This is a genomic window from Candidatus Palauibacter australiensis, from assembly GCA_026705295.1.
Taxonomy (GTDB): Bacteria; Gemmatimonadota; Gemmatimonadetes; order Palauibacterales; family Palauibacteraceae; genus Palauibacter; species Palauibacter australiensis.
The window spans coordinates 13430-36449 of record JAPPBA010000086.1; the positions used below are offsets into that span (position 1 = coordinate 13430).

A 23020-nucleotide genomic window follows, 5' to 3' on the forward strand; every position below is an offset into this window, starting at 1 on the left:
GCCCCCTGATGCGGATCTGCATCTACGGCGCCGGCGCGATCGGGGGATACCTCGGCGCGCAACTGTCGCTCGCGGGGCGGGACGTCACGCTCGTCGCGCGCGGCCCCCACCTGAAGGCGATGCAGCAACACGGCGTGCGCCTGCTGATCGACGGCGAGGAGCGCGTCGCCCACCCCCGTTGCACGGACGATCCGGCGGAGGTGGGGCCGCAGGATTACGTGATCATCACGCTCAAGGCACACTCCGTCCCCTGGATCGTGGAACCGCTGCAGCCCCTGCTCGGGCCCGACACGGCCGTCGTCACGGCGACGAACGGCCTCCCCTGGTGGTACTTCTACCGACTCGACGGGCCGTGGCGGGACCGGCGCCTCGAGAGCCTCGACCCCGGCGGGGTGCAGTGGGACGGGATCGGCCCCGAACGCGTGATCGGCTGCGTCGTGTACGCGGCCACCGAGGTGTCGGAGCCCGGCGTCATCCGCCACCTGAAATACAACCGGTTCACGCTCGGCGAGCCCGGCGGCGAGAAGACCGAGCGCGTGCGGCGGCTGGCGCGCGCGTTGATCGGAGCCGGATTCAGGGCCCCGGTGCGGGGGATCCGAAACGAGATGTGGGTGAAGCTGTGGGGGAACGTCGCCTTCAATCCGATCAGCGCCCTCACGCACGGGACGGTGGACACGATCGCCCGAGACCCCGACACCCGCGCCGTCGCGAAGACGATGATGCTCGAGGGACAGGCGGTCGCCGAAGCCCTGGGCGCCCGCTTCTCGATCGACATCGAGCGGCGGATCAACGGGATCGAGGCCGTGGGTGCGCACCGCACGTCGATGCTGCAGGACCTCGACAAGGGCCGTCCCATGGAGATCGACGCCCTCGTCACCGCCGTCCAGGAGATGGGGCGCATGGTCGGCGTTCCCACCCCCACGATCGACGTGGTCCTCGCCTTGGTGCGCCAACGCGCCCGCGCCGCCGGCGCCTACCCTCCCGGCTAGCGTCACCAGGAACGGCCCGATGCCATGAGCCCTGATCTGGTCATTCGTGGAGGACTCGTGTTCGACGGGACGGGGGCGCCGCGGGTGAGGGCGGATGTGGCTGTCCACGAAGGTCGCATCGATCGCCTGGGCGTCGTCGACGCAGAGGCACCCGTCGAGCTGGACGCCCGCGGTCTCGTCGTGGCGCCCGGCTTCATCGACGTGCACAGCCACTCCGACTACACCCTGCTGGTGGACCCGCGGGCGATGAGTGCGATCCACCAGGGGGTGACGACGGAGGTGATCGGCAACTGCGGCCACGGCTGCTTCCCGATCAGGGATCGAGAGCTTTCGAGCCGCATCATCTATGGCTTCGACGGCAGCCTGCCACTGGACTGGTCCACCCCCGCCGCCTACCTGGAGCGGCTTGAGGAGGTGAAGCCGGCCGTCAACGTTCTGACACTCGTCCCGAACGGACAGCTGCGCCTGGCCACGCTCGGACTGGAAGCCCGTCCGGCGACGAGCGCCGAAGTCACCGCCATGACGCGGCTGCTCGAGGAGGGACTTGAGGCGGGCGCCTGGGGCTACTCCACCGGCTTGGAGTACGCGCCGGAGCAGGGTGCCGGGGAGGCGGAGATCACGGCGCTGGCCCGGGTGACGGCCCAGCGCGGCGGTTTCTACGCCACTCACACCCGCGAGCGCGAGGACCGCGCTGACGAAGCGGTGGCCGAGGCGATCCGCACGGCCCGCAACGCGGGCATCCGACTCCAGGTTTCTCATCTTGCACCGCGAAGCGGCCCGGACCAGACGAACCGCTGCATCGACCTGGTGGACGCGGCCAGGGCGGGGGGCGACGAGATCGCCTTCGACATGCACACCCGCCTCTACGGCCTGACCTTCCTCTACGTCATGCTCCCACCCCGGATGTTGAACGCGAGCCCGGAGGACCAGGCGAGGTGGCTCCGGACACCGGAAATCCGGACGCAGATCGGCGCCCACAAGTCCATCATCACCGGGCTCGGGGACTGGGGCCGGATCTACCTGGTGGACAACGATGTCTGGCCGGACATGGCGCGCATGGACTTCGAGGAAATCGCGCGACGCCGGGGCACGACCGCCCTCGACGCCGCCTGTGATCTGCTGCTCGACAGCGTGGGGGCGGAGAAGGCTCCCATGGTGCTCCTCCGCGCCTATTCGGAGGATCAGCAGAAGGAGGTCTTCGCCCACGACCTCTGTGTGCCGGCCTCGGACGCCACGGCGCTCGCCCCGGACGGTCCCTTGGCCGGCGCCTCGTTCATGGGCGCCTACACCTGGGCCTCCTGGTTCTGGCGCTTCATGGTCCGGGACACCGGCCGACTCACGCCCGAAGAGGCCGTACACCGGCTCAGCGGCCTGCCGGCGGAGATCGTCGGGCTCTCGGATCGGGGCCTGCTCAAGCCGGGCATGCGCGCCGACGTGGTCGTGTTCGACCCGGAGAGGTTCGCCGACACCGGCACGACCTTCGAGCCCAACCAGATCGCGACCGGCATGCGCCACGTTCTGGTCAACGGCACTGTTACGCTTCGCGATGGAACGCTCACCGGCGAGCGCGCCGGGAGGGTGCTGCGAAAGGGGACGTAGCCTCCCTCAGGGGGCTGCCTCAGAGACCCGGTCGCCGCGGAGCGCTCGGGTCGCTGCCACGTCCAGGGCGCCTTCCTCGGTGATGACGACGCCGTAGACGTCACGGGCGGCTGCGCGGGTCAGCTTTTCCTCTCGCACATCCTCCAACACGGCGGTCGGGTCCCGCTCGCGCGGGTCGCCGTAGCCGCCGCCCCCCGCGGACACCATGCGGAAGAGATCGTCTCGGCGCGCGATGAAGCTCTTCAGCGGCATCGTCTCCACTTCGTGATCGCCGTCGCGGTCGATCATCGTGTTGGCGGAGGGTGCGCCCGGGCGGCCGCCGGCGATGCCGTACGGCGGGTGGGCGCGCCGGTCGGTGCGGATCGTGAACTCCGAGCGCTCGGCGAGGAAGCGGAATTCCCGCACCGACGCGAGGCCTCCTCGGTGTTTGCCGGCGCCGCCGGAATCGGGGACCAGTCCGTACCGGGTGACCTCGAGGGGCAGTTCCGCCTCGATCAACTCGACGGGCTGGTTCGAGAGGTTGGCCGCGGGGTTGGAGATGCCCTCCACGCCGTCTCGCGCGGCCCGGGCGCCCCAGGTGCTGACGAGAACCTCGGTGAGCACGAAAGGTTTCCCCTCGTGGTGGCCGCCGACCGAGAACAGCGTCGGTCCCCCTTCGCAGCCGGCGATGACGAGTTCCGGCACGGCCTCGGCGATCGCGCCCATGATCGCGTCGAACACCCGGTAGCCGATCACGCCGCGGGCGGCGCACGCCGCGGGCTCCACCGGGTTGACGATGGTGCCCGCCGGCGCGCTCATGCGGATCGGGCGCATGTAGCCTTCGCAGTTGGGGATGTCGTCCGTGGCCAGGCAGCGGATGGCGCAGTACGCGGCGGAGCGGACCATGGCCATGGGGCAGTTGATCGCGGCCAGGACCTGACCGGCCGAGCCGGCGAAGTCGAGCGCGATCTCATCCCTGTCCACCGTGACCGTGACGGCGATGGGGAGCCGCTCCGGCTCGTCCCCAACTCCGTCGATCCAGTCGACGAACCGGTAGGTGCCGTCCGGGATGCGCCCGATCTCGGCACGCATCCGGGTTTCGGCGAAATCGTGGAGCTCCTCGAGGTAGGTCTCCAGTTCCGTCACGCCGTATCGATCGACAAGCTGGCCGAATCCCCGCTCCGCGATGCGGCAGGCCGCGAGCTGGGCCCGCAGGTCGCCCAGCACCTGGACCGGGGAGCGGGTGTTCTTCTCGATGATGCGGAACAGCTTCCGGTCCGGTTCCCCCGCCTCGTAGAGCTTGAGCAGCGGCAACCGCAGGCCTTCCTGGTAGATCTCCGTCGCATGGATGGCGACGCTCCCCGGCGCAATGCCACCGACGTCGCTGTGGTGGGCCATCGTCGCCGCGTATCCGTGCACCGCGCCGTCGACGAAGAGAGGCTTGATGACGTAGAGATCGGGCAGGTGCTGGCCGCCCGAACCGTAGGGGTCGTTACAGATGAAGATGTCCCCGGGGACCATGTCGTCCCGGAATTCGCGCAGCAACACCTCCATCACGTCCGGGAACGAACCGAGCTGAACCGCCAGCGTCAGCCCCTGGGCGACGACCTGTCCCTGGCGGTCGCAGACGGCCGTGGAGTAGTCCATGGCATCCCGCACCACCGGCGAGTAGGCGCTTCTCAGAATCACGAGGGCCATCTCGTCGGCGATCGACGAGAGTGCGTTGCGCACGACCTCGAAGGTGATCGGGTCGACTGTCCGGCTCGCGGATGGGGATCGGGTCATGGGCGGACGTCCACGGCGATGTCGATGTTGCCGAACGCATCAAGCCGTGCCCGGCATCCGGGCGGGACCACGCAGGTGGCGTCGTACTCTTCCACGATCAACGGCCCCTCCCGCCAGTCCGCCGTGAGGTCGGTGCGTGCCACGACGGCCGTCTCGAGGGTGCCGTCCAGGGGTCCGAAGTAGACCTGGCGCGGCGCGCCAAGCGTCGTGGGCGGTGAAGGAAGGAGGCGGCGGTTCGGGTCGGCGGCGTGCACGGCCACGCGGGCCAGCACCTTCACGTTCACGAGGTCCACGGGGTCGCCCTCCGATGGATGCCCGTAAGTGCGCTCGTGTTCCCGATCGAAGGCTCGCGCCATCGCCTGAAGGTCCGGCGCCCCGGAGGCAACGGGAACCGTGAGTTCGTAGGCCTGCCCCGCGTAGCGCAGGTCGGCCAGCCGCTCCACGGTCACTGCTTCGGCGGGGAAGCCGTCGGCGACCATGGCCTCCCGGGCCTCCGTCTCCAGGCTGTCGAAGGCCGCGGCCACGGTGTCCGGATCGGCGCCCTCGGCGCGAATCATGACCGTCTGGATGAACTCCTGTTCGGCGTCCGAATAGAGCAGGCCCAGGGCGCTGAACACGCCAGGCACCGGCGGCACCAGGACCCGGCGGATCTGCAGGGCGCGGGCGATCTCCACGCCGAGCACGGGCCCGTTGCCGCCGAAGGCCGCCAGCACGAAGTCGCGCGGGTCCCGTCCGCGGTAGGTGGTGACGGCCTTCACGGCCCGGGTCATGGTGGCGCAGGCGAGGGCGAGCACGCCGTGAGCGGCCTCCGCCACGGGGCGGTTGAGCGGTCGGGCCACCCTGTCCTCCAGGACGGCGAGCGCCTTCGCCGTGTTCAGCGGCAGGCTCCCGCCGACCAGGTAATCCGGGTTCAGGTAGCCGATGGCGACGAGGGCATCGGTGAGCGTCGGATCGACCCCGCCCAGGTCGTAGCACACCGGACCGGGCACGGCGCCGGCGCTCTGCGGGCCCACGCTCGTGCGGCCCACGCCGTCGACCCGGCAGATGCTGCCACCGCCGGCGCCGATCTCGGAGACGTCCACGAAGGGGAGCTTGACCGGATAGCCGCCGCCCTTGATCAGCTTGCTCGACAGGTTGATGCCGCCGCCCACTTCGAACTCGGTCGTTTTGGCCGCCTGGCCGCCTTCCACCATGGCCGCCTTGGCCGTCGTGCCGCCCATGTCGAAGGAGATCAGGTTGTCGAGCCCCGTGCCGCGGGCGAGGCGGGCGCAGGCCATGACGCCGGCCGCAGGCCCGGACTCCACCATGCAGGCGGGTTTGCGTCCGGCCGCCTCGACGGACATGACGCCGCCGCTCGACTGCATGATGTGAACCGGGCAGTCGACACCCAGCTCCCGCAGCCGGTCCAGCAGCGTCTCCATGTACCGCTGAACCACGGGTCCGATGTAGGCGTTCACGACGGCGGTGCTCGTCCGCTCGTACTCCCGGATCTCCGGCAGGATGTCGGAGGAGCAGGTGACATAGAGGCCGTTCGGGAACGCCTCCCGCAGGCGGCCCGCGACCTGCCGCTCGTGGGCCGGGTTGGCGTAGGCATGGAGCAGGCTCACCGCCGCCGCTTCCACCCCCTCGCGCCGCAGTTCCGCCACGGCCGCGTCCAGACTGGCCGACTCCAGCTCCCGGCGCACCGTCCCATCGGGCCCGAGGCGCTCGTCGACCTCCCGGCGCAGGCGTCGAGGCACGAGCGGCGGGGGCTTCTCGTACTGGAGGTCGTACATGACGGGAATGCGCAACCGCCTCATCTCGAGCACGTCGCGGAACCCCCGCGTGGTGATGAGACCCGTCCTCGCGCCCTTCTGCTCAAGGATGGTGTTGGTGGCGACGGTCGTGGCGTGGACCACCGAAGCGACATCGCCCGGCGTGGCTCCGCAGTCGGCGAGCCCGGCCGCCACGCCCTCGGCGATACCGCGGCTGTAGTCCTCCGGCGTGGACGAGACCTTGCGGGCCACCATCCGTCCGTCGTCCCCGAGCAGGACCACATCGGTGAAGGTGCCGCCGACGTCCACGCCAACGCGGATTCCCATCCGTGCGCCTTTCGTTGCCATGACGGGCCGTGACAAACCCCGCTGCGTTCGAGGGGCGCTGCATCTCGCCTGCAACGCTGCGCTCTACGTCGCTCCGGGGTCAAATAGTGCCGCGGGCGGTCGCCCCGAACCACAGACTGCATCAGATTCGGGAGCTTGACGATGTGCAAGTCCCACTCTAACGCGGAGGGGCTTTGCCACGGGCTGCGAGGAGGAGCGCATGAAGGATCCACCCAAAGGCTGGCCGAGGATCACTCCGGCGGTGTTCTACGATGACGCCGGAGTCGCGATCGACTGGCTGGCGGACGCATTCGGGTTCGAGGTGCAGGAAAGAATCGAGAACGAGCAGGGAAGGGTCGTACATTCCCAGCTCTCGCTGAACGGCGGCCTCATCATGGTCGGACAGGCAGGACTCACGCCGGGCCGGAGCTATCCCCGATCCCCGCGGGGCGTCGATGGCGCGAACACGCAGTCGCTCATGGTCTACGTGGATGACGCGGACGCGCACTGCGAGCGGGCGCGCGCAGCCGGGGCTGCGATCACCACCGAGCCGGCCACCCAGGACTACGGCGAGGACTACTGGTCCGACCGGAGCTACGAAGTCAGGGACCTCGAGGGGCACTACTGGTGGTTCGTGCAGCGTCTCCGCGGATAGCGGACCCGGCATGCCGAACCTGGCAGGCCGTGGCAAACCAGGCTGAGCCCCAATCCGGAGCTGCCGATGAACGTACGCGACAACATACGCGATATCGTGGAGGGCTCGGACACGGGGTCCGGCCGCTGGTTCGACAAGTGCGTCTTCTTCCTCATCATCGCCTCTCTCCTGGCGATGTCGCTTTCCACCCTTCACCAGTTGTCCTCCGCTTGGAAGACGGCGCTCGCCGTCTGCGAGATCGTGATCGTCGTTCTCTTCACGATCGAATACGTGCTGCGGATCGTCGCGGCCGAGCACAAATGGTCCTATGTCCGCAGCTTCTACGGCATCGTCGACCTCGTCGCTTTTCTTCCGTTCTACCTCTCGCTCCTGTCTGTCGGAATCGACCTTCGGGCGGTTCGCGGACTGCGGTTGCTCCGCGTATTCCGGCTCTTCGAGATCGCGCGATACAGCACGGCCGTGACGAGGCTGGCGACCGCCGTGAGGTACGCGCGCAACGAGGCGATGGTGTTTCTCTTCGCCACGCTGGTTCTGCTGTACATCGCGGCTCTCGGCATCCATCACTTCGAACACGAGGCCCAGCCGGAAAAGTTCGAATCGGTGTTCCACAGCCTGTGGTGGGCAGTCGTGACACTGACGACGGTGGGATACGGGGACGCCTACCCGGTCACCGTGGGGGGCAGAGTCTTCACCTTCATCATTCTGATCTGCGGGATGGGGATCGTGGCCGTGCCCGCCGGACTGGTCGCAACCGGCATGTCGCGGGCGATGGATGATGAACGGCGAGCCGGCCGGCACGAGCCCGAGAGTTGAGCTACGCGCGGTGAGCCAGCGGTGAGCCAGCGGTGGGCTACGCGCCGAACAGGGGGATCCTGAACACGCGCGCGAAAATAAGAATGCCGCACAGGCCGGTGAAGATCAGCAGGCTCAACCCTCCGAACCAGCGCGCGAACCACGACGGGTAGAAGAGTTCGTCCTCCTTGGGGATCACCTTCAGGCAGAAGTAGAGGTTGAAGAAGTAGATCACGGGCGCGACGAAGAAGGCGAGCGCCGAGGCGACGAGCACGAGGAATACGGGCCGCGGGTCGAAGGTGATGTAGAGGACCGAAGCGATGAGCGAGTAGAACATCGTCATCCGGTAGATGTTGTACTCGGAGTTCCAGGTCCGCCGCCGTTCCGGATCGGCCCGATCCTCCGGCGATATCCCGTTCAGGCGCGCCGTCGTGCGGAAGAGGTTCCGGCAGCAGGCGCCGACGATGCGGGGCCATCCGTCGAAGTAGTTGAAGGCGGTGGAATAGGTGGCCGCGAGCGCCCCGAGCATGAAGATCATCATCATCCCCGGCCCCACGCTGAGCGTGAAGATGCCCGCGATCTCTCCCATGACGGCGCGTCCCTCGATCGGACTCGGATAGAGCCACACCGCGGCGAGCAGAACGAAGATCGCCGCGAGCACGAAGGAGACGACGTGGCCGGTCCGGAAGTCCCACAGCCCGATCCGGAACCAGCGGCGGCAGTACTCCCGCGCGTGCGGGGAGAGCCGCGCCGTATCGACCGCCAGGTCGGAGGCGGGCGAGGTGAAGGGGTCGAAGCGAGGCACGACGCCCGACGCCTCGAGGTGGGGCCGGACCTTGCTCATGCCCGCGCGCTTCGCCTTCCCCCACTCCGACGCCTGCAGCGAGACGTCGATGCCGGTCGGCAGGAGGCCGAGGAAGCCCGCGATCACGAGCCACGACCCGTCGGGGATCTCGAAGAGGAAGAAGTTCCCCATCTCGGCTAGCGGCGCCGGCTGGACGATGTAGACGGCGACCGACGAGAGGACGAGGACGCCCGCGAGCGCCTTCGTCGTGTTCTCGACGGCCTTGTAACTGCCCCGGAGGATGATGGCCACGGAGAGCACGCCGAGCAGCGCCGCGTACGCTTCGAGCGGGACGGGAAGGCCCAGGTATTCGCTGAACAGGTAGTAGAGGACCGCGGCGGCCGCGATCAGACGCCCCGCCTGGCCGATGGCGCACTGGATGAGCGTCGTCGCCATCACGTACCAGAGCGGCCACTTCCAGCGTGCCGTGGCGTAGGCCTCGAGGAGACTCTTCCCGGTGGCGTTCGTGAACCGGAAGGCCATCTCGAACCCGTAGTACTTGAAGACGTAGGCGACGGGCAGGCACCAGAGGAGGGCATAGGCGAACCGGCCTCCGGCGGTGGGCGCGGTCACGACGTGGCTCGTTCCGATCCCCGTCATCATGAGGATCAGCCCGGGGCCGAAGTGAGCGAGCAGATCGCGCGGCCGGAGCGACGGGAGGGTGAAGTCCTCCGGGTCCAATCCGTCGTCGGCCATCGGTTCGCGATCGGACATCGGTGTCGTGCTCCCCCGTTCAGGGACCACTGCTTCACGCCCTTGCCTCTTGGGCCGGACCCGGAAGGTACAAGGGACATCGCCCCCTGCCGAGAGGGTCGGCGTCCGAGTGCCGGCGAAGCTCAAGACGTTCCCGCGGGAACGTGGCCGAAAACGTTGCGCGGAAAAGCGGCCGTGGAAAGGCGCCGGGATTGGACCTATCGTCCCTGGCAGCCACGGGCTGCCAGACCGCTGAAGACACGCGCGGCCCAGCGAAGCGGAGGTGCGAATGTCTGCGACCCATCCCTCAGTGTGCCCCTCAGTGCGCCCCTCTGTGCGCGGCGTCTGCTGCGCGCTGACCCTGGCTTTGGCCGCGGGCTGTGCCCCGGAACCCGCCGCCGAAGCGGACAACCCCTTCGTCGGGGCGTGGTCGCTCGCCTCGTGGGAGAGCCGCACCGCGGCCGGCGAGGTGTCGCTGCCCTACGACGGGAATCCCGCCGGCCAGATCGCCTACACGGCCGACGGCCGCATGTCCGCGCAGCTGATGCAGGTGGGGCGGGAACTCCCCGATGCCGCGGAGGTCACCGGACAGGAGATGCGCGACGCGATGCTGGGTGGCTTCTTCTCCTACTACGGGGACTACAGCGTCGACATGGAGGCGGGTGTCGTCACGCACCACGTGGAGGGCGCGCTGCTGCCGAGCTGGGTCGGCTCGGACCGGCCGCGCTCGTTCACCTTCAACGGGCCGGACCGGTTGATTCTGAGCACCGAACCGGACCCCGCGCGCGGCGGAGGCGCCGTGGGAACGCTCGTCTGGGAGAGGGTTCGAGGACAACGATGAAGAAATGGCTGATTGCGGTCGGCGCGCTGACGGCGGCCTGCGGAGGGAGCGGTCCGGACGAACCGGCGGATCTCGTCCTCATCAACGGAGACGTGTACACGCTCGACGAGGCGCGGCCGGCAGCCGAGGCGATCGCGGTCCGGGGCGAGCGTATCGCCGTCGTCGGGTCGAACGCGGAGGCCGAGGCGTTCGTGGGCCCGGACACGCGCGTCATCGACCTGGCTGGCGCCTTCGTGTCGCCCGGATTCAACGACGGTCATGTCCACGTCGAGAGCACCGGGGCGCTGATCGTGGGCGTGAACCTGCTCGAGGTGCACGAACCGGAGGGCTTCCGCGAGGAGATCGCGCGCGCGGCCGAGCGCCTGGCGCCGGGCAGCTGGATCACGCGCGGCGACTGGGGCGCCTACGAGGAGTGGGAGGTGGGATCGACCGGCCGCGAAGGCGAGGACGGCGCTGCGGAGGGCGGCGCTGCGGAGGCCGGCGCTGCGGAGGGCGGCGCTGAGAGTGCCGGCGGGCCGTTCACGCCGCACCGCGACCTCATCGACGACGTGACCGCGAATCACCCCGTCCTCGTGAACCGCTTCGACCGTTTCGTCTACCTCGCGAACAGCCTCGCGCTCGACATGGCGGGCATCACGGACGCCACGCCGTCGCCGCCGGGGGGCATGATCGCAAAGGACGAGGACGGCCGGGTCACGGGCATCCTCACCGGCTCCGCCGTCAACCTCGTCCGGGCCGCCATCACGCCCAAGTCGTTCGAGCAGCGCCTCACCGAGGTCCGCGCCGTGCTCCAGGAGGCCCGCGAGGGTGGCGTCACCACGATCCAGGACATCACCACCTCCGAGCAGTTCCGCGCCTACCAGGAACTGCACGCCCGCGGCGAGCTGACCGCCCGCATCAACATCCGCCCCTCGCTCGACAACGTGACCCACACCGGCGGGCTCGGGATCACCCGCGGCTTCGGCGACGACTGGCTCCGCTTCATCGGCTACAAGGCCTGGGTCGACGGGATCATGGGCGGCTCCAGCGCGATGTTCTACGAGCAGTACGACCACGCGCCCGGCAACTTCGGGATCGTGCGCCAGATCATGCTTCCCGAGGGCGTCGACGGCCTCGCCCTCTCCCTGACCCGCGACCAGAACTACGCCGAGTTCCCGACCGGGAACCTCCAGCGGCTCATGCAGGAGGCGGTGCCCACCGGCCTCCCGCCCCACATCCACGCCATCGGCGACAAGGCGGTGAAGATCCTGCTCGACCTGTTTGAGGCCGTGTTGAGCGAGCACGACATGATCGAAACGGATCACAGGTGGCGGATGATCCACGCACAGGTGGTGGAGGAGGCGGACTTCCACCGTTTCGGCGAACTCAACCTCGTGGCGGAGGTGAACCCGTTTCACATCTCGGACGACATGCGGTGGATGGAGGAGAGGATCGGCGGAAGATCCCGCGGCGCCTACGCATTCCGGTCGCTCAAGGACGCGGGGGCGGTGCTCGTGTTCGGGAGCGACAGTCCCGGGACGAACGCGGCCCGCTACTTCCTCCACCCGAGGTACGGACTGTACGCGGCGGTGAGCCGGCAGACGCTGAGCGGCGAGCCGGCCGAGGGCTGGTTCCCGGATCAGCGGCTCACGATCGAGGAGGCGATCGAGGCCTACACCCGGAACCCGGCCTGGGCATCGTTCGAGGAGGACATCAAGGGCACGCTGACGCCCGGCAAGCTGGCGGACATCGCCGTGTTCGACGTGGACCTGATCGAGGCCGGCCGGAACGATCCGGCGCGGCTGCTCGAGGCCGAGGCCCTGTACACGATCGTCGGCGGCCGCATCGTCCATGAACGCGGGTGATATCTCGCCACTCTTGAGTCAGATATACTTTCGTCCATAGATTGTATATCTAGGACGGCGACCAGGGAGAGGCCGAATGAGAAAAACCAGCGTGGAAATCGACGACGGGCTCATCGAACAGGTTCGGGCCCTCCTTGGGACGTCCTCCATCAAGGAGACGATCGACTCCGCCTTGCGCGAAGTCCTGCGTCGGGAGGCGCGACGCCAGGAGATCGAGGCCCTGGCGACGATGGATGGGCTCGAACTGTCGAACGAGAAGGTCATGGCCGGCGCCTGGCGTTCCTGAACCAGCCCGGGTCGAACGCGAGTGGCCTACCTCATCGACAAGAGCGCGCTGGCACGCATGGCGCATCCCCGGGTCCACGCACGGCTCACGCCGGTCATCGAAACGGGCCAGGCGGCGACCTGCGCCATCATCGACCTGGAGGTGCTCTACTCCACCCGTAATGGCGAGGAGCACGCGCGAGCGCGGGCCCGGCGTGCGCTGGCGTACCGTCACGTTCCACTCACGGAAGCGATCTTTCAGCGGGCCATCGCAGTGCAGGGACTGCTCGCCCGCCGGGCGCAGCACCGGGTGCCGATCGCCGACCTCATCATTGCCGCCGCAGCCGAAGCCTCCCACCTGACCGTCCTCCACTACGATGCGGATTTCGACACGATCGCGGCCGTCACGGGCCAGGTTACCGAATGGGTTGCCCCACGGGGTTCCCTCTAGCAGGCGCTTTGGCAGACGCTGCTTGAGGCCGCGTTGAGCGAGCACCACATGATCCAGGAGGAACACAGCTTTACGGGCCTGCGAGCCCACAATAGGTTGACGCACAGAGGGATAGGTGGAGGCGCGGGGGATCGAACCCCGCCGGTCGAGTGTCAAGCCCTAACCGGGTACACCAGTACCGCCCCCGCCGAACCCTCTTTCGAGGGAGAGGTGGAGGCGCGGGGGATCGAACCCCGCCGGTGGAGTGTCAAGCCCGCACCGGGTACACCAGTACCGCCCCCGCCGAACCCTCTTTCGAGGGAGAGGTGGAGGCGCGGGGGATCGAACCCCGCCGGTCGGGTCTCAAGTCCACACCGGGTACACCAGTACCGCCCCCGCCGAACCCTCGAACGAGGGCTCTGACGCAATTCTCCGGTACGGGCACATCCGGCTATCAAGACGGTTTGGGGGTGACCTGCTCAGGCGTCGAGGAAGCGCCAGCTTTCGTCGGTGCGGGGGAGTTCGCAGGCGGTCTGCTTGCCGAACCAGCGGTAGCGGTTCCGGGCTACGAGGCGGTAGGCGAGGTCGCGCAGCGGGGCGGGGATGACCAGGAAGACGGCGAGCAGCGGCCATCCCCCGTCGAGCCCGGCCGCGATGCGAAACGCCGCTCCGCTTCGCGCGTGGGTGCGTCCGTCCGCGACGAGGATCAGGGATTCAGGCGGCTCTCCGGCTTCCGGTAGCGGCTCTCCGGCTTCCGGTAGCGACGCCCCTTGTTCCGCGAGGATCCGGCGTCCCGCGTCGGACTGAAGCGCGGCGAAGCGGAAGCGGCCGCGGCGGTCCCGGCGGATGATGAAACGGACGGCGCCCGCACACAGGTTGCAGACGCCGTCGAAGAGGACGATGGGGCGGCCTTCCAGGCCCGGATCCGGATCGGCGGGCACGCGTCGCCCTCAGGTCACGGCACGAGGCGGGGTCTCGCCATGTTCTTGAGCAGGAAGAGCCCGTCCCCGGTCCCCGTCACGGCGATCGTGCCGCTCGCGAAGTAGGGGTAGTTGCTCCACGACGCGCCGCCCTGGTAGGGCGAGGTGTCGAAGAAGCCGATCTCGACCGGGTTCTCCGGGTCCGAGATGTCGAGCACGCGGAATCCGGCCGAGTAGTTCGACTGGTACATGAGGTCGCCGACGATGTAGAGGTTGTGGTCGGTAGCTGTCGTCTCCGCGATGTACTCGGTGACGAGGATCGGATCGTCGAGGTCCGTCACGTCCCACACCAGTGTGCGCGTCCCCTCCACGAGACCCTGGGGCTCATCCCCCTCGTCGTTCATGTAGAAGTAGCGGTGATCGTCGGTCAGCCAGCCCTGGTGCGCGTAGGCGACGTTCGGATAGTCGATCGTGGCGAGGCCGACGGGCGCGTCCTTGTCGCTCACATCCGCGATGTTGAACGCCGTCTCGTTCGAGCCGAGGCAGATCTCCTTGCCCACGTGCTCGGCGTCGGGGCCGCGGTAGATGACGCACTGGGCGTCGTGCACGTAGCCCGTGCCCCGGCGTCCCGTCCCCTCCTGCGCGAAGCAGCCCGCGAAGACGGGCTGGGCCGGATCCTCGAGATCGATCATGTGGAGGCCGCCGCCACACGTCTCGCCTCCGCCGCTGTTCCCGACGGCATAGGCGAAGCCGGTCTCCTCGTTGATGACGATGTTGTGGGCCGAGTGGATCCCGTCGTAGAGGAACGTCTCCTCGAACGTCACGGGTTCCGCGCCCACGTCGCGCAGTTGCCGCAGGTCGAACACCTGCACGCCGTGCTCCAGCGCCGCGTCCGCGACGATGTAGGCGTGGTCGCGATAGACCTTGATGTCGCGCCAGATCATGTGCCGCGAGCCCTCCGTGGCGGGCAGGTCGCCGAGGAAGCGCGGGTGGTGCGGGTCGCTGACGTCGACGAACGAGGTGCCGTCCGTACGCCCGACGATCGCGATTTCGCGGCCGGTCTCGGGGTCGGTCCAGCCCCAGATGTCGTTGACGCGCGTGGCGCGCGTGCCGCCGAGGTCCTTGATCGGCATGAAGGCGGTGATGTTCACGTCCCGGCACTCGAAGACATGCGCCTGCCCCTCGGTGCACTCGATCTCCTCGCCGGCGATGGCGGGGAAGCCGCGGTAGTCGTTGACGAGGGTGCCGCCCTCCTCCCACGAGCCGGCGGCGGACCGTTCGTAGACGACGGCGGCGCCGGCGCCGGAGTCGAGGCCCGTCGCGCCGATGACGAGGTGCTCGCCGGATTGTGTCGCCGCGCCGGCGAAGCCGGAGCGCTCGCCGAGGGGAGAGCGCAGGAGGATGGAAGCCTCGCGCCACTGGCCCTCGGCGTCTCGCCGGTAGGCGTAGAGAGTGCCGGCGCCCATGCCGCTGCCCGGCGCCCCGATGAGGATGTCGCCGCCGTCGAAGCCGAGGGAGGACCCGAACTGCGCGTTGGGTTCCGGCAGGAGCGGGCCGAGGCGCGCCTCCATCGCCCAGCCCTCGGCGCCCCGCGAGAAGGCGAAGACGGCCCCGCCGCTCTCCCTGAGGGTCGGGGCGCCCACCAGCGCGAAGCCGTCGCGCACGGCGAGCGAGGCCCCGAATCCGCTGCGCTCCTGGAGCGACGGCGCTTCGAGCGTCCCGGCCGCCGTCCACGACCCCGAACCGCCGCGGGCGAAGGCGAACACGACGGGCGGCGCGTCGCCGGACTCCCGCGTGCCGACGAGCAGCGTCTCGCCGTCGAGGGCCAGCGCCGCACCGAACCCCTCGGTGGCCACGCCCTCCGCTCGCCGCAACGCCATGCCCGCGGACGCGGACCCGTCGGAGCCCAGCGTATACGAGAACACCGCCCCCCGTCCGTCATCCGCTGCGGGGGAAGACACGATCGCGACGCCCTCGGCCAGCGCGATGGCGCTCCCGAACGCCCGCGCACCCTCCGGCGCCTCGAGCCGAGCCGTCCGCTCCCAGCCACCCGCCCCGTCGGACCGGAACAGGTAGACCGCGCCGGCCCCGTCCGCTTCGAGCGGAGCGCCCGCCCACAGCCAGTCCCCCTGCGTGGCGACCGCCCGCCCGAACCCGTCCGGAACCCGCACCTGGTCGGACACCGTGACCTGCCCCGTCTCCGCCCAGCCCGAACCCGTCAGGCCGTAGACCCACACGATGCCCGACATCGTGCCGTTGCCCGCTTCGCCGACCAGCACCTGGTCGCCGCTCACGGCCAGCGCACCGCCGAACTGCTGCGCGCCCACGACCGCCGGACCCGCCAGCGCCAGCCCCGCCGCCACGAAAAGAATTCGCCGATTCATGAGATCCCTCTCCCGGAGTTACATCCTGCCAAGCTGCCCAGTCCACCGATGACCGAGCATTGCAAGCTGCATCACAACCGGCCCGCCACGCCAGCGTCCGCGCCGACCCGATGGTTTCCTTCCCCACATCCCCCCGTGTACGTTGCAGATCTGCACATATCCCGCTTTTCGCAGGAGGTCATCATGAATCGTGCCGCCCGCTTCGCTTCCGCGAGCCTGCTTCTTCTCCTTTTCGTCAGCCCGGCGCCGGTCTCGGCCCAGAACGGCGACGGGATGAAGACCCTCTCCCTCGACATGTACATGGACTGGGAACGGGTCTCGAACCCACAGATCTCCCCCGATGGCCAGCACGTCGTGTACACGCGCGGCTGGATCGACCAGATGAACGACCGGTGGGAGTCCACGCTCTACATCATGAACGCCGACGGTACCCGCAAGCGGGAGCTGATCGACGGCTCCGGCGCCATCTGGTCTCCGGACGGCACGCGCATCGCCTACACGGCGTCGGGCGATCCGGAGGGCTCGCAGATCTGGGTCCGCTGGATGGACGCGGAGGGCGCCACGACCCAGATCACGCGGCTGGAGCACTCGCCCGGCAGCCTGCGCTGGTCGCCGGACGGGACCCACATCGCGTTCACGATGCTGGTGGAGGACGCGGAGAGCTGGCCCATTGACCTGCCGAGCCGGCCGGAGGGGGCCAACTGGACGCAGGGCCCGAAGATCGTCACGCGCATGGACTACCGTCAGGACCGCCGCGGGTACGTCGACCAAGGCCACTCGCACATCTTCGTGGTGCCGGCCGACGGCGGCACGCCGCGGCAGCTCACCGACGGCATGTGGAACCACGGCAACCCCCAGTGGAGCGCGGACGGGACCGAGATCTACTTCTCGTCGCTGCGGGAGGAGGACTCCGAGTACAACTGGCGCGAGTCCGAGATCTACGCGGTGGACGTCGCCTCGGGCGCGATTCGGCAGCTCACCACGCGGCACGGGCCGGACGGGGGCGCCTATCCCTCGCCCGACGGCAGCCTCGTCGCCTATTCGGGACAGCCCTGGAACGATGACACGTACCGGAACTCCCACATCTACGTCATGAACCCGGACGGCTCCGGCGTGCGTCAGATCTCGGGCGACTTCGACCGCGGCATGCGGGGGAGCCCGCAGCTCATGTGGGCGCCCGACGGGAGCGGCGTCTACTTCAACGTGAACCGCAAGGGCACGCGCAACCTGCACTTCGCCTCCGTGGATGGCGGCGTGACGCAGGTCACGAGCGGCAACCACCTCCTCAGCCTCAGCTCCTTCACGGACGACGGGAAGGCGATGGGCACGCTGACGGAGCCGCACGGTCCCGGCGACGTCGTCTCCTTCGATCTCGACGACGGCGGCAACCTCATGCAGCTCACCGAGGTGAACGCGGACGTGCTGGCCGGGGTCACGCTCGGCGAGGTCGAGGAGATCTGGTACAAGTCGGTGAACGATTGGGACATCCAGGGCTGGATCGTGAAGCCGCCCGATTTCGACCCGTCGAAGAAATACCCGCTCATCCTGTCGATCCACGGTGGACCGCACGGCATGTACAACACCGGGTTCAACTTCGGTTGGCAGGAGCACGCCGCGAACGGCTACGTCGTCGTCTACACCAACCCGCGCGGCAGCTCCGGGTACGGGACGGACTTCGGGAACGCGATCAAGAACGCCTATCCGTCACAGGATTTCGATGACCTGATGGCGGGCGTGGACGAGGTCATCGAGCGCGGCTACGTCGACGAGGACAACATGTTCGTGTACGGCTGCTCCGGCGGCGGCGTGCTCACCTCATGGGTCGTCGGCCACACCGACCGCTTCCGGGCCGCCTCGGCGAACTGCCCGGTCACGAACTGGCTCTCGTTCGTGGGGACGACGGACGGGCCCGGCTGGTACCGGAACTTCGAGCACTTCCCGTGGGACGACCCCTCCGAGCACCTGCGCCGCTCGCCGCTCATGTACGTGGGCAACGTGACGACGCCCACCATGCTCATGACGGGGGAGATGGACCTGCGGACGCCGATGCCGCAGACCGAGGAGTACTACCAGGCGCTCAAGATGGAGCGGGTGCCGACGGCCATGATCCGCTTCCACAACGAGTGGCACGGGACGAGCAGCACGCCGTCGAACTTCCTGCGCACGCAACTCTTCCTGCGCACCTGGTTCGAGAAGTTCGGCACGCACGACGACGGCGACACCCGCGCCGTCTCCGACGACGCCAGCTCCTGACCCGCAGGCCTTCTGACCCGCAGCCTTGACGGGCCGGGGCGCCAGCCGCCCCCGGCCCGGTCAGGGTCCGAGCGCGCCGATGGGGATGACGTTTACGCCATCCGGGCGGTGGTAGCCGTAGGGACTGCCCGTGATCACGCCCAGCGCCGCCGGTTCGCCGGTGCGCTCCGTGTCGACCCGGTCCGCGAACTTCAGTAGAGTTTGCGCCGCCTCCTCGATGCGTCCTGCGCCGAGCTTGATCTCGAAGGCCGCCCACCTGCTCGGCCCTCCGTCCACGATCGCGTCCACCTCGAGATCGGTGTTGTCGCGGTAGTGGTAGACGCTCGCGTGGTTGCCCTGTGCGTACACGCGCAGGTCCCGCACGGCCATGGATTCGAATAGCAACCCGAACCATTGAAGGTCGCGCAGCAGGTGTTCCGGCCCGGCGCCCAGGGCGGCCACGGCGAGAGACGGGTCCGCGAAGTGCCGCTTCGGCGTGTTCCTGAGTCGCGAACGCGAGCGAAGGTGCGGGGCCCACGGCGGCTGATGCTCGACAACCATGAGCCGCTCGAGCGCGCCCAGGTACGAGTGCGCGGTCTCGCGCGAGAGCGAGGCGTCCGAGCCGCCCGCGTCTGCCGCCATCGTCGCGACGGTGGCACACGTCGCCGTATTGCGTGCGATCGAACTCAGAAACCGTCTCACTCTTTCGGGATCTCTCGCGATGCCATCGACACGCCGGATGTCGGTGCGACAGATCTCGTCGAGGTAGTCCCGGTTGGCCACCAGCGCGTCTTCCACCGACGGTGCGCGGAGGTGCCCGGGCCATCCGCCCACGCACAGCAGCTCCACGATTTCGTCGAGCGAGAGTTCGTGTTTCAGGCTTGGCGCGGCCTCTCCGCGGAGCAGGCGCGTCAACGAGACACCGCCGCCGGCCGGCTTCTGCGGGCGGTGGCCCTTCGTGCCCGCCAGCTCGAACAGCGACATGGGACGGAGCCGAACTCGACTCATCCGTCCGGCGCCCGTGTGCCGCGTGATGTCGTCGGGAGGGACCGCCGATCCCGTGAGAATGAAGTGCCCTCTGCCGGGGCGGTCATCCACCGCCCGGCGGATGTAGTTCCAGATGGCCGGTTCCACCTGCCACTCGTCGATCAGCCGGGGTTCGGGACCTTCCAGGAGGAGCCGCGGGTCCACCGCCATCGCCTCGTTCACGGACGGGTCGGCATCCATGAGTAGTTCGCTCGATGCCGCCTGCCGGGCGGTTGTCGTCTTTCCGCACACGCGGGGGCCCTCGATGACGACAGCCCCCGCGGAAGCGAGCCGCCGGGCCAACTCGCGGTCCGCGACGCGGGGGATGTAGTCCGAAACGGATCGGGGATCGGGTACCATGATCGGAATATGTTGGTCCGTTTGGCGATTTGCAACGTATACAGTCGATATGTTGCAATATCTTCGATCGTAGTCCTGCAACGCGCGTGGTCGTACTCTTGCAATGTCCGGTGCTCGGGCTAGCGGCCGGGGCCGAGGAGGACGGCGTTCATGAACAGGAGTTGCGTCGCCTCGGTGTAGGCGCGGTAGTTCGGGTCTTCGGCGAACGCGACGAGCTGGCCGCGTCCCACAGGTTGATGGATGAGGAAGGCCTTGCTCGCGAGTTGCGGGCGCGACTCCTCCCACACGATTCCGCTCAGCACCAGGTTCTCGAGTGCCGCGTAGCGTCCCACGTTCGTGCCCTCGTCGAGCGTGATCGGACGGAAGACGCGGGAGCCCGAGACGAGGACGCCGATCTCGCCATCGGTGCCGGCGGCGAGCCAGTGTTCCGTGTCGAGCAGCGTGCGCAGGATCGCGCCGGGCACGCCCTCCGGCGACTCGTCTTCGGGCGAGATCGCGTCGAGGTACTCAATGGGTTGCTCGGGGGTGTCGGGCTCCGGCGGGTCGTCGCCCTCGGCGCGGCCGCCCCGGCGCTCCGCCTCGGTGGCGAGGAGCCCCGCCCGGGAGGCCCAGCGCGAGGACTCCGCCATCGTGATGAGCGTGCCGCCGTCGCGCATCCACGCCTGGAGGCGGTCGCGCAGGCCGTCGCCCACGGCGCCGCCGTAGTTGCCGCTCGGGAAGACGATGACGTCGTAGTCCGCCAGCCGCGCCTGACCGAGGCTGGACGCCCGCACGGCCGTCGTGCGCTGGCCGTAGCGCCGCTCGAGGACGTAGCGCGTCCAGCCCACGGAGTAGCTCCCGCCCGGGGAATCGTAGACGAGGAGCACGCGCGGCTCGCTCAGCGCCCGGACGTAGCGGCTGCCGAGCGACATGCCCTCGCGCACGTACGCGTCGTCGACCGGCACGACCTCGGCGCGGTGCCGTGCGGCGATGCCGGCCAGGCGCTGGCGCAGGTCGGGGCCGTTCTCGGCTGCCCGGAGGATGGCGGTGCCGACGCCGAAGCGGCGGCCGTCCAGCGTGAACTCCGCACCGGCGGCCCGGACACGGAGGCCCTCGCGCAGCGCCTCGGCGACCGCCGCGGCCCCGTTCGTGCCCCAGGGGACGAGGTACCCGACGAGCGCCTCGGGCAGCGGGTCGACGGGCCCGACTCCGCCGTCGCCCCCGCCGTCGCCTCCGTCCGCGTCGCCGGCCACCTCCGGGCGCGCGGCCGCGTCGCTCGCGGTCAGCGCCGCGCCGCGCGCGCCCGTCGCGGCGGTCTCGACCGCCTCCACGTCCCACAGCAGCGGCTGGCTCCACGCGGTCAGGTCGTAGATCTCGTCCGGCTGCCGGTTCGCGCGGCGTTCGATCTGCCGCTGCACGAACTCCTCCTCCATCGGCACATGCGCGTCGAGCAGGTTATGGATGAGGCGGTGCGCGGGCTGGTCGAGCGGCACGATGAAGCTCGAACCGGCCGGTAGCGTCCGGTCGCCGGCCGTCACCGGGCCGGAGGCGCGGAACACCTCGATCCCGTTCTCGACGAGCATGAGGGCGAGCCGCTCCGCCATCCCCGGGTCGTGCGCCGAGTGGAGCACGATCTCGGCCGGTCCCCGCTGCCCGAGCGCGATCCCCTCGCGCAGGTACGCCAGGTAGTCCCGCAGGATCCGGTCCCGGTTCCGCGCGGACGTGAGCGCGGTCTCGATCCCCGCCGTGAAGTGGTGCAGCACGCCGTCGCCGTAGGTGAGCAGGTCGTCGTCCGACTGCCGCAGCCTGAGACCGCCCGAACCCGCCTGCTCGTACGTCATCCCCAGCGCGCCGTAGCCCATCGGCCACATGTCCACGTAGCCCGGATAGAAGAGGTCGTACACGTCCCGGTTGAAGTAGGCGAAGCCGCGCTCGTCGAAGCGCGCCGCGATCGCCTCCCCGAACACGTCCATGAGCGCGACCTGCCGCTCCCCGAACCAGGGGTTGGAGGGCGGCGCCGTCGGCGGGAAGAAGTAGGTCGCGTCCCCTCCCATCTCGTGCAGGTCCGCCACGATGTGGGGGCGGAACTCGAGGAAGATGTCCACCTTCCCGCGGGTCTCGACCTGGCTCTGGATGAAGAGGTCCCGGTTGAGGTCGAACAGGTAGTGGTTCCCGCGGCCGCCGGGCCACGGCGGGTCGTGCTCGGCGGAGATGCGGGCCTCGTCCGGCCAGCGCGCCTGCGCGACCGAGTTCTGGTACACGAAGCGGTTCCGCCCGTCCGGGTTCTCCAGGGGATCGATGAGGACGAGCGACTCCGAGAGGATGAGATCCACGTCGGGATCCCCCGTCGCCGCGAGCAGATGGTAGGCTTCGGCCATCGCGGCGCCGCTGGGGCTGATCTCGTCGCCGTGAATCGAGTGCATCAGCGCGGTGACGACCGGAAGCTCGGCCAGCAGCGCTTCCGCCTCCTCGTCGGACAGGCCGCGGGGGTCGGCGAGCCGCGCGATCCCGGCCTTGACCTCCTCGAGCCGCGCCATGCGTTCCGCCGAGCCGATGACGAGGACGACGAGCGGCCGCCCCTCCCAGCTCTCCCCGTACTGGATCAGATGCGTCCGCTCCGGCGCCGCCGCGGCGAGCGCCTCGATGTAGCGGAGGACGTCGGCCGGCGGCGTGACGACGTCGCGGAAGCCGTGTCCCGCCACCTCTTCGAGCGTCGGGATGTCGGGGTCGTAGCGCGTTCCGGGCGCGAGTTCCTGCGTCACGGCGGGCGCCTGCATCAGCGCGGCGAGCGCGAGCGTGGATAGCACGGCGACTTCTCCAGCGTTCGGGGATTGGACGGACGGCGACTCACTATTGCACGTTCGTCGCGGCGTTGCACCATCCGGCCGTTGCACCATCCGGCGGGGGAGGGGCATCGTCAGGCTCCACACAGCCCCGCGACCCACGGTCGGCCGGAGAAGCCCCATGAACAAACCCGCCGCGCGTTCCCGCTCCAGCTTCTGGAGGAGCTTCGGCCCCGGCCTCATCTGGGCCGCGACCTCGATCGGCGTCTCCCACCTCGTGCAGTCCACGCGCGCGGGCGGGGAGGCGGGGTTCGCCTTCGTCGGCGTGATCGTCTTCGCGCTCGTCCTCAAGTACCCCTTCTTCGAGTACGGAGCGCGCTACGCGGCGGCCACGCGGCGGAGCCTGGTCGAGGGCTACCGCGACATCGGCCGCTGGGCGCTGTGGCTCTTTCTCGCCATCACCCTCGTGACCGCGATCATCTCGCTGGCGGCGCTCGCGATGTTCATGGCGTTCCTCACCCGCTACGCCTTCGGCGCGGA

17 protein-coding genes are annotated in these 23020 nt (G+C 69.2%); 10 read left to right on the top strand and 7 right to left on the bottom strand.

Annotation, left to right across the window (positions count from 1 at the left end):
- The first annotated feature begins 8 nt into the window (after positions 1-8).
- Both OXN85_06635 and OXN85_06640 read left to right on the top strand, forming a co-directional pair.
- A complete protein-coding gene (locus OXN85_06635; protein ID MCY3599629.1) occupies positions 9-989 on the top strand; it encodes a 2-dehydropantoate 2-reductase in 981 nt (326 codons plus the stop codon).
- Positions 990-1013: 24 nt separating this feature from the next.
- Positions 1014-2588, top strand: a complete 1575-nt coding sequence (locus tag OXN85_06640; protein MCY3599630.1) for a D-aminoacylase — start codon at positions 1014-1016, stop codon at positions 2586-2588.
- A gap of 6 nt (positions 2589-2594) precedes the next feature.
- Here the strand turns inward: OXN85_06640 and OXN85_06645 are convergent, their stop codons facing one another.
- A complete protein-coding gene (locus OXN85_06645) occupies positions 2595-4352 on the bottom strand; it encodes a hydantoinase B/oxoprolinase family protein (GenBank protein ID MCY3599631.1) in 1758 nt (585 codons plus the stop codon).
- Positions 4349-6433 carry a hydantoinase/oxoprolinase family protein gene (locus OXN85_06650; protein ID MCY3599632.1) on the bottom strand — a complete coding sequence of 695 codons (2085 nt, stop codon included), beginning with the start codon at positions 6431-6433 and terminating at the stop codon, positions 4349-4351. The genes OXN85_06645 and OXN85_06650 overlap by 4 nt, the downstream gene beginning before the upstream one ends.
- A gap of 220 nt (positions 6434-6653) precedes the next feature.
- Here OXN85_06650 and OXN85_06655 point away from each other — a divergent pair, with 220 nt between their 5' ends.
- Positions 6654-7088 (top strand): VOC family protein, encoded by a 435-nt coding sequence (locus OXN85_06655; protein MCY3599633.1) that lies wholly within the window; start codon positions 6654-6656, stop codon positions 7086-7088.
- Between the two features lie 66 nt (positions 7089-7154).
- The gene (locus OXN85_06660) at positions 7155-7901 is read left to right on the top strand and encodes an ion transporter (protein ID MCY3599634.1); all 747 of its coding nucleotides are present in this window, start codon (positions 7155-7157) and stop codon (positions 7899-7901) included.
- Between the two features lie 37 nt (positions 7902-7938).
- On the opposite strand, the gene OXN85_06665 is transcribed toward OXN85_06660, so the two are convergent.
- Positions 7939-9438 (bottom strand): Nramp family divalent metal transporter, encoded by a 1500-nt coding sequence (locus OXN85_06665; GenBank protein ID MCY3599635.1) that lies wholly within the window; start codon positions 9436-9438, stop codon positions 7939-7941.
- Between the two features lie 346 nt (positions 9439-9784).
- Between OXN85_06665 and OXN85_06670 the strand changes: the two genes are divergently transcribed.
- The 4 genes from OXN85_06670 (at position 9785) to OXN85_06685 (ending at position 12817) form a co-directional block, all read left to right on the top strand.
- Entirely contained in the window at positions 9785-10258 is a 474-nt protein-coding gene (locus OXN85_06670; GenBank protein ID MCY3599636.1) for a lipocalin-like domain-containing protein, read from the top strand.
- Complete coding sequence (locus OXN85_06675; GenBank protein ID MCY3599637.1) at positions 10255-12102, top strand: amidohydrolase; 1848 nt, start codon at positions 10255-10257, stop codon at positions 12100-12102. Before OXN85_06670 ends, OXN85_06675 begins: the two co-directional genes overlap by 4 nt.
- A gap of 76 nt (positions 12103-12178) precedes the next feature.
- Complete coding sequence (locus OXN85_06680; GenBank protein ID MCY3599638.1) at positions 12179-12388, top strand: type II toxin-antitoxin system VapB family antitoxin; 210 nt, start codon at positions 12179-12181, stop codon at positions 12386-12388.
- 21 nt (positions 12389-12409) lie between these two features.
- A complete protein-coding gene (locus tag OXN85_06685) occupies positions 12410-12817 on the top strand; it encodes a PIN domain-containing protein (protein MCY3599639.1) in 408 nt (135 codons plus the stop codon).
- Between the two features lie 458 nt (positions 12818-13275).
- Here OXN85_06685 and OXN85_06690 read toward each other — a convergent pair whose 3' ends face one another.
- Positions 13276-13737 (bottom strand): DCC1-like thiol-disulfide oxidoreductase family protein, encoded by a 462-nt coding sequence (locus OXN85_06690; protein ID MCY3599640.1) that lies wholly within the window; start codon positions 13735-13737, stop codon positions 13276-13278.
- Between the two features lie 14 nt (positions 13738-13751).
- Positions 13752-16100 (bottom strand): choice-of-anchor B family protein, encoded by a 2349-nt coding sequence (locus tag OXN85_06695; GenBank protein MCY3599641.1) that lies wholly within the window; start codon positions 16098-16100, stop codon positions 13752-13754.
- A 183-nt stretch (positions 16101-16283) separates the two neighbouring features.
- Between OXN85_06695 and OXN85_06700 the strand changes: the two genes are divergently transcribed.
- A complete protein-coding gene (locus OXN85_06700) occupies positions 16284-18353 on the top strand; it encodes a S9 family peptidase (protein ID MCY3599642.1) in 2070 nt (689 codons plus the stop codon).
- A 60-nt stretch (positions 18354-18413) separates the two neighbouring features.
- Here OXN85_06700 and OXN85_06705 read toward each other — a convergent pair whose 3' ends face one another.
- Positions 18414-19718: a DUF4143 domain-containing protein gene (locus OXN85_06705; GenBank protein ID MCY3599643.1), complete on the bottom strand. Its 1305-nt coding sequence runs from the start codon at positions 19716-19718 to the stop codon at positions 18414-18416.
- A 119-nt stretch (positions 19719-19837) separates the two neighbouring features.
- The gene (locus OXN85_06710) at positions 19838-22504 is read right to left on the bottom strand and encodes a M14 family zinc carboxypeptidase (protein ID MCY3599644.1); all 2667 of its coding nucleotides are present in this window, start codon (positions 22502-22504) and stop codon (positions 19838-19840) included.
- A 157-nt stretch (positions 22505-22661) separates the two neighbouring features.
- Between OXN85_06710 and OXN85_06715 the strand changes: the two genes are divergently transcribed.
- Positions 22662-23020: divalent metal cation transporter (locus tag OXN85_06715; GenBank protein ID MCY3599645.1), on the top strand; the 359-nt coding region annotated here is incomplete at its 3' end.

Bases quoted from the DNA above. Each gene is read 5' to 3' on its own strand.
- OXN85_06635 (MCY3599629.1), top strand. From the start codon at position 9: ATGCGGATCTGCATCTACGGCGCCGGCGCGATCGGGGGATACCTCGGC.
- OXN85_06640 (MCY3599630.1), top strand. From the start codon at position 1,014: ATGAGCCCTGATCTGGTCATTCGTGGAGGACTCGTGTTCGACGGGACG.
- OXN85_06645 (MCY3599631.1), bottom strand. From the start codon at position 4,352: ATGACCCGATCCCCATCCGCGAGCCGGACAGTCGACCCGATCACCTTC.
- OXN85_06650 (MCY3599632.1), bottom strand. From the start codon at position 6,433: ATGGGAATCCGCGTTGGCGTGGACGTCGGCGGCACCTTCACCGATGTG.
- OXN85_06655 (MCY3599633.1), top strand. From the start codon at position 6,654: ATGAAGGATCCACCCAAAGGCTGGCCGAGGATCACTCCGGCGGTGTTC.
- OXN85_06660 (MCY3599634.1), top strand. From the start codon at position 7,155: ATGAACGTACGCGACAACATACGCGATATCGTGGAGGGCTCGGACACG.
- OXN85_06665 (MCY3599635.1), bottom strand. From the start codon at position 9,438: ATGTCCGATCGCGAACCGATGGCCGACGACGGATTGGACCCGGAGGAC.
- OXN85_06675 (MCY3599637.1), top strand. From the start codon at position 10,255: ATGAAGAAATGGCTGATTGCGGTCGGCGCGCTGACGGCGGCCTGCGGA.
- OXN85_06680 (MCY3599638.1), top strand. From the start codon at position 12,179: ATGAGAAAAACCAGCGTGGAAATCGACGACGGGCTCATCGAACAGGTT.
- OXN85_06695 (MCY3599641.1), bottom strand. From the start codon at position 16,100: ATGAATCGGCGAATTCTTTTCGTGGCGGCGGGGCTGGCGCTGGCGGGT.
- OXN85_06700 (MCY3599642.1), top strand. From the start codon at position 16,284: ATGAATCGTGCCGCCCGCTTCGCTTCCGCGAGCCTGCTTCTTCTCCTT.
- OXN85_06705 (MCY3599643.1), bottom strand. From the start codon at position 19,718: ATGGTACCCGATCCCCGATCCGTTTCGGACTACATCCCCCGCGTCGCG.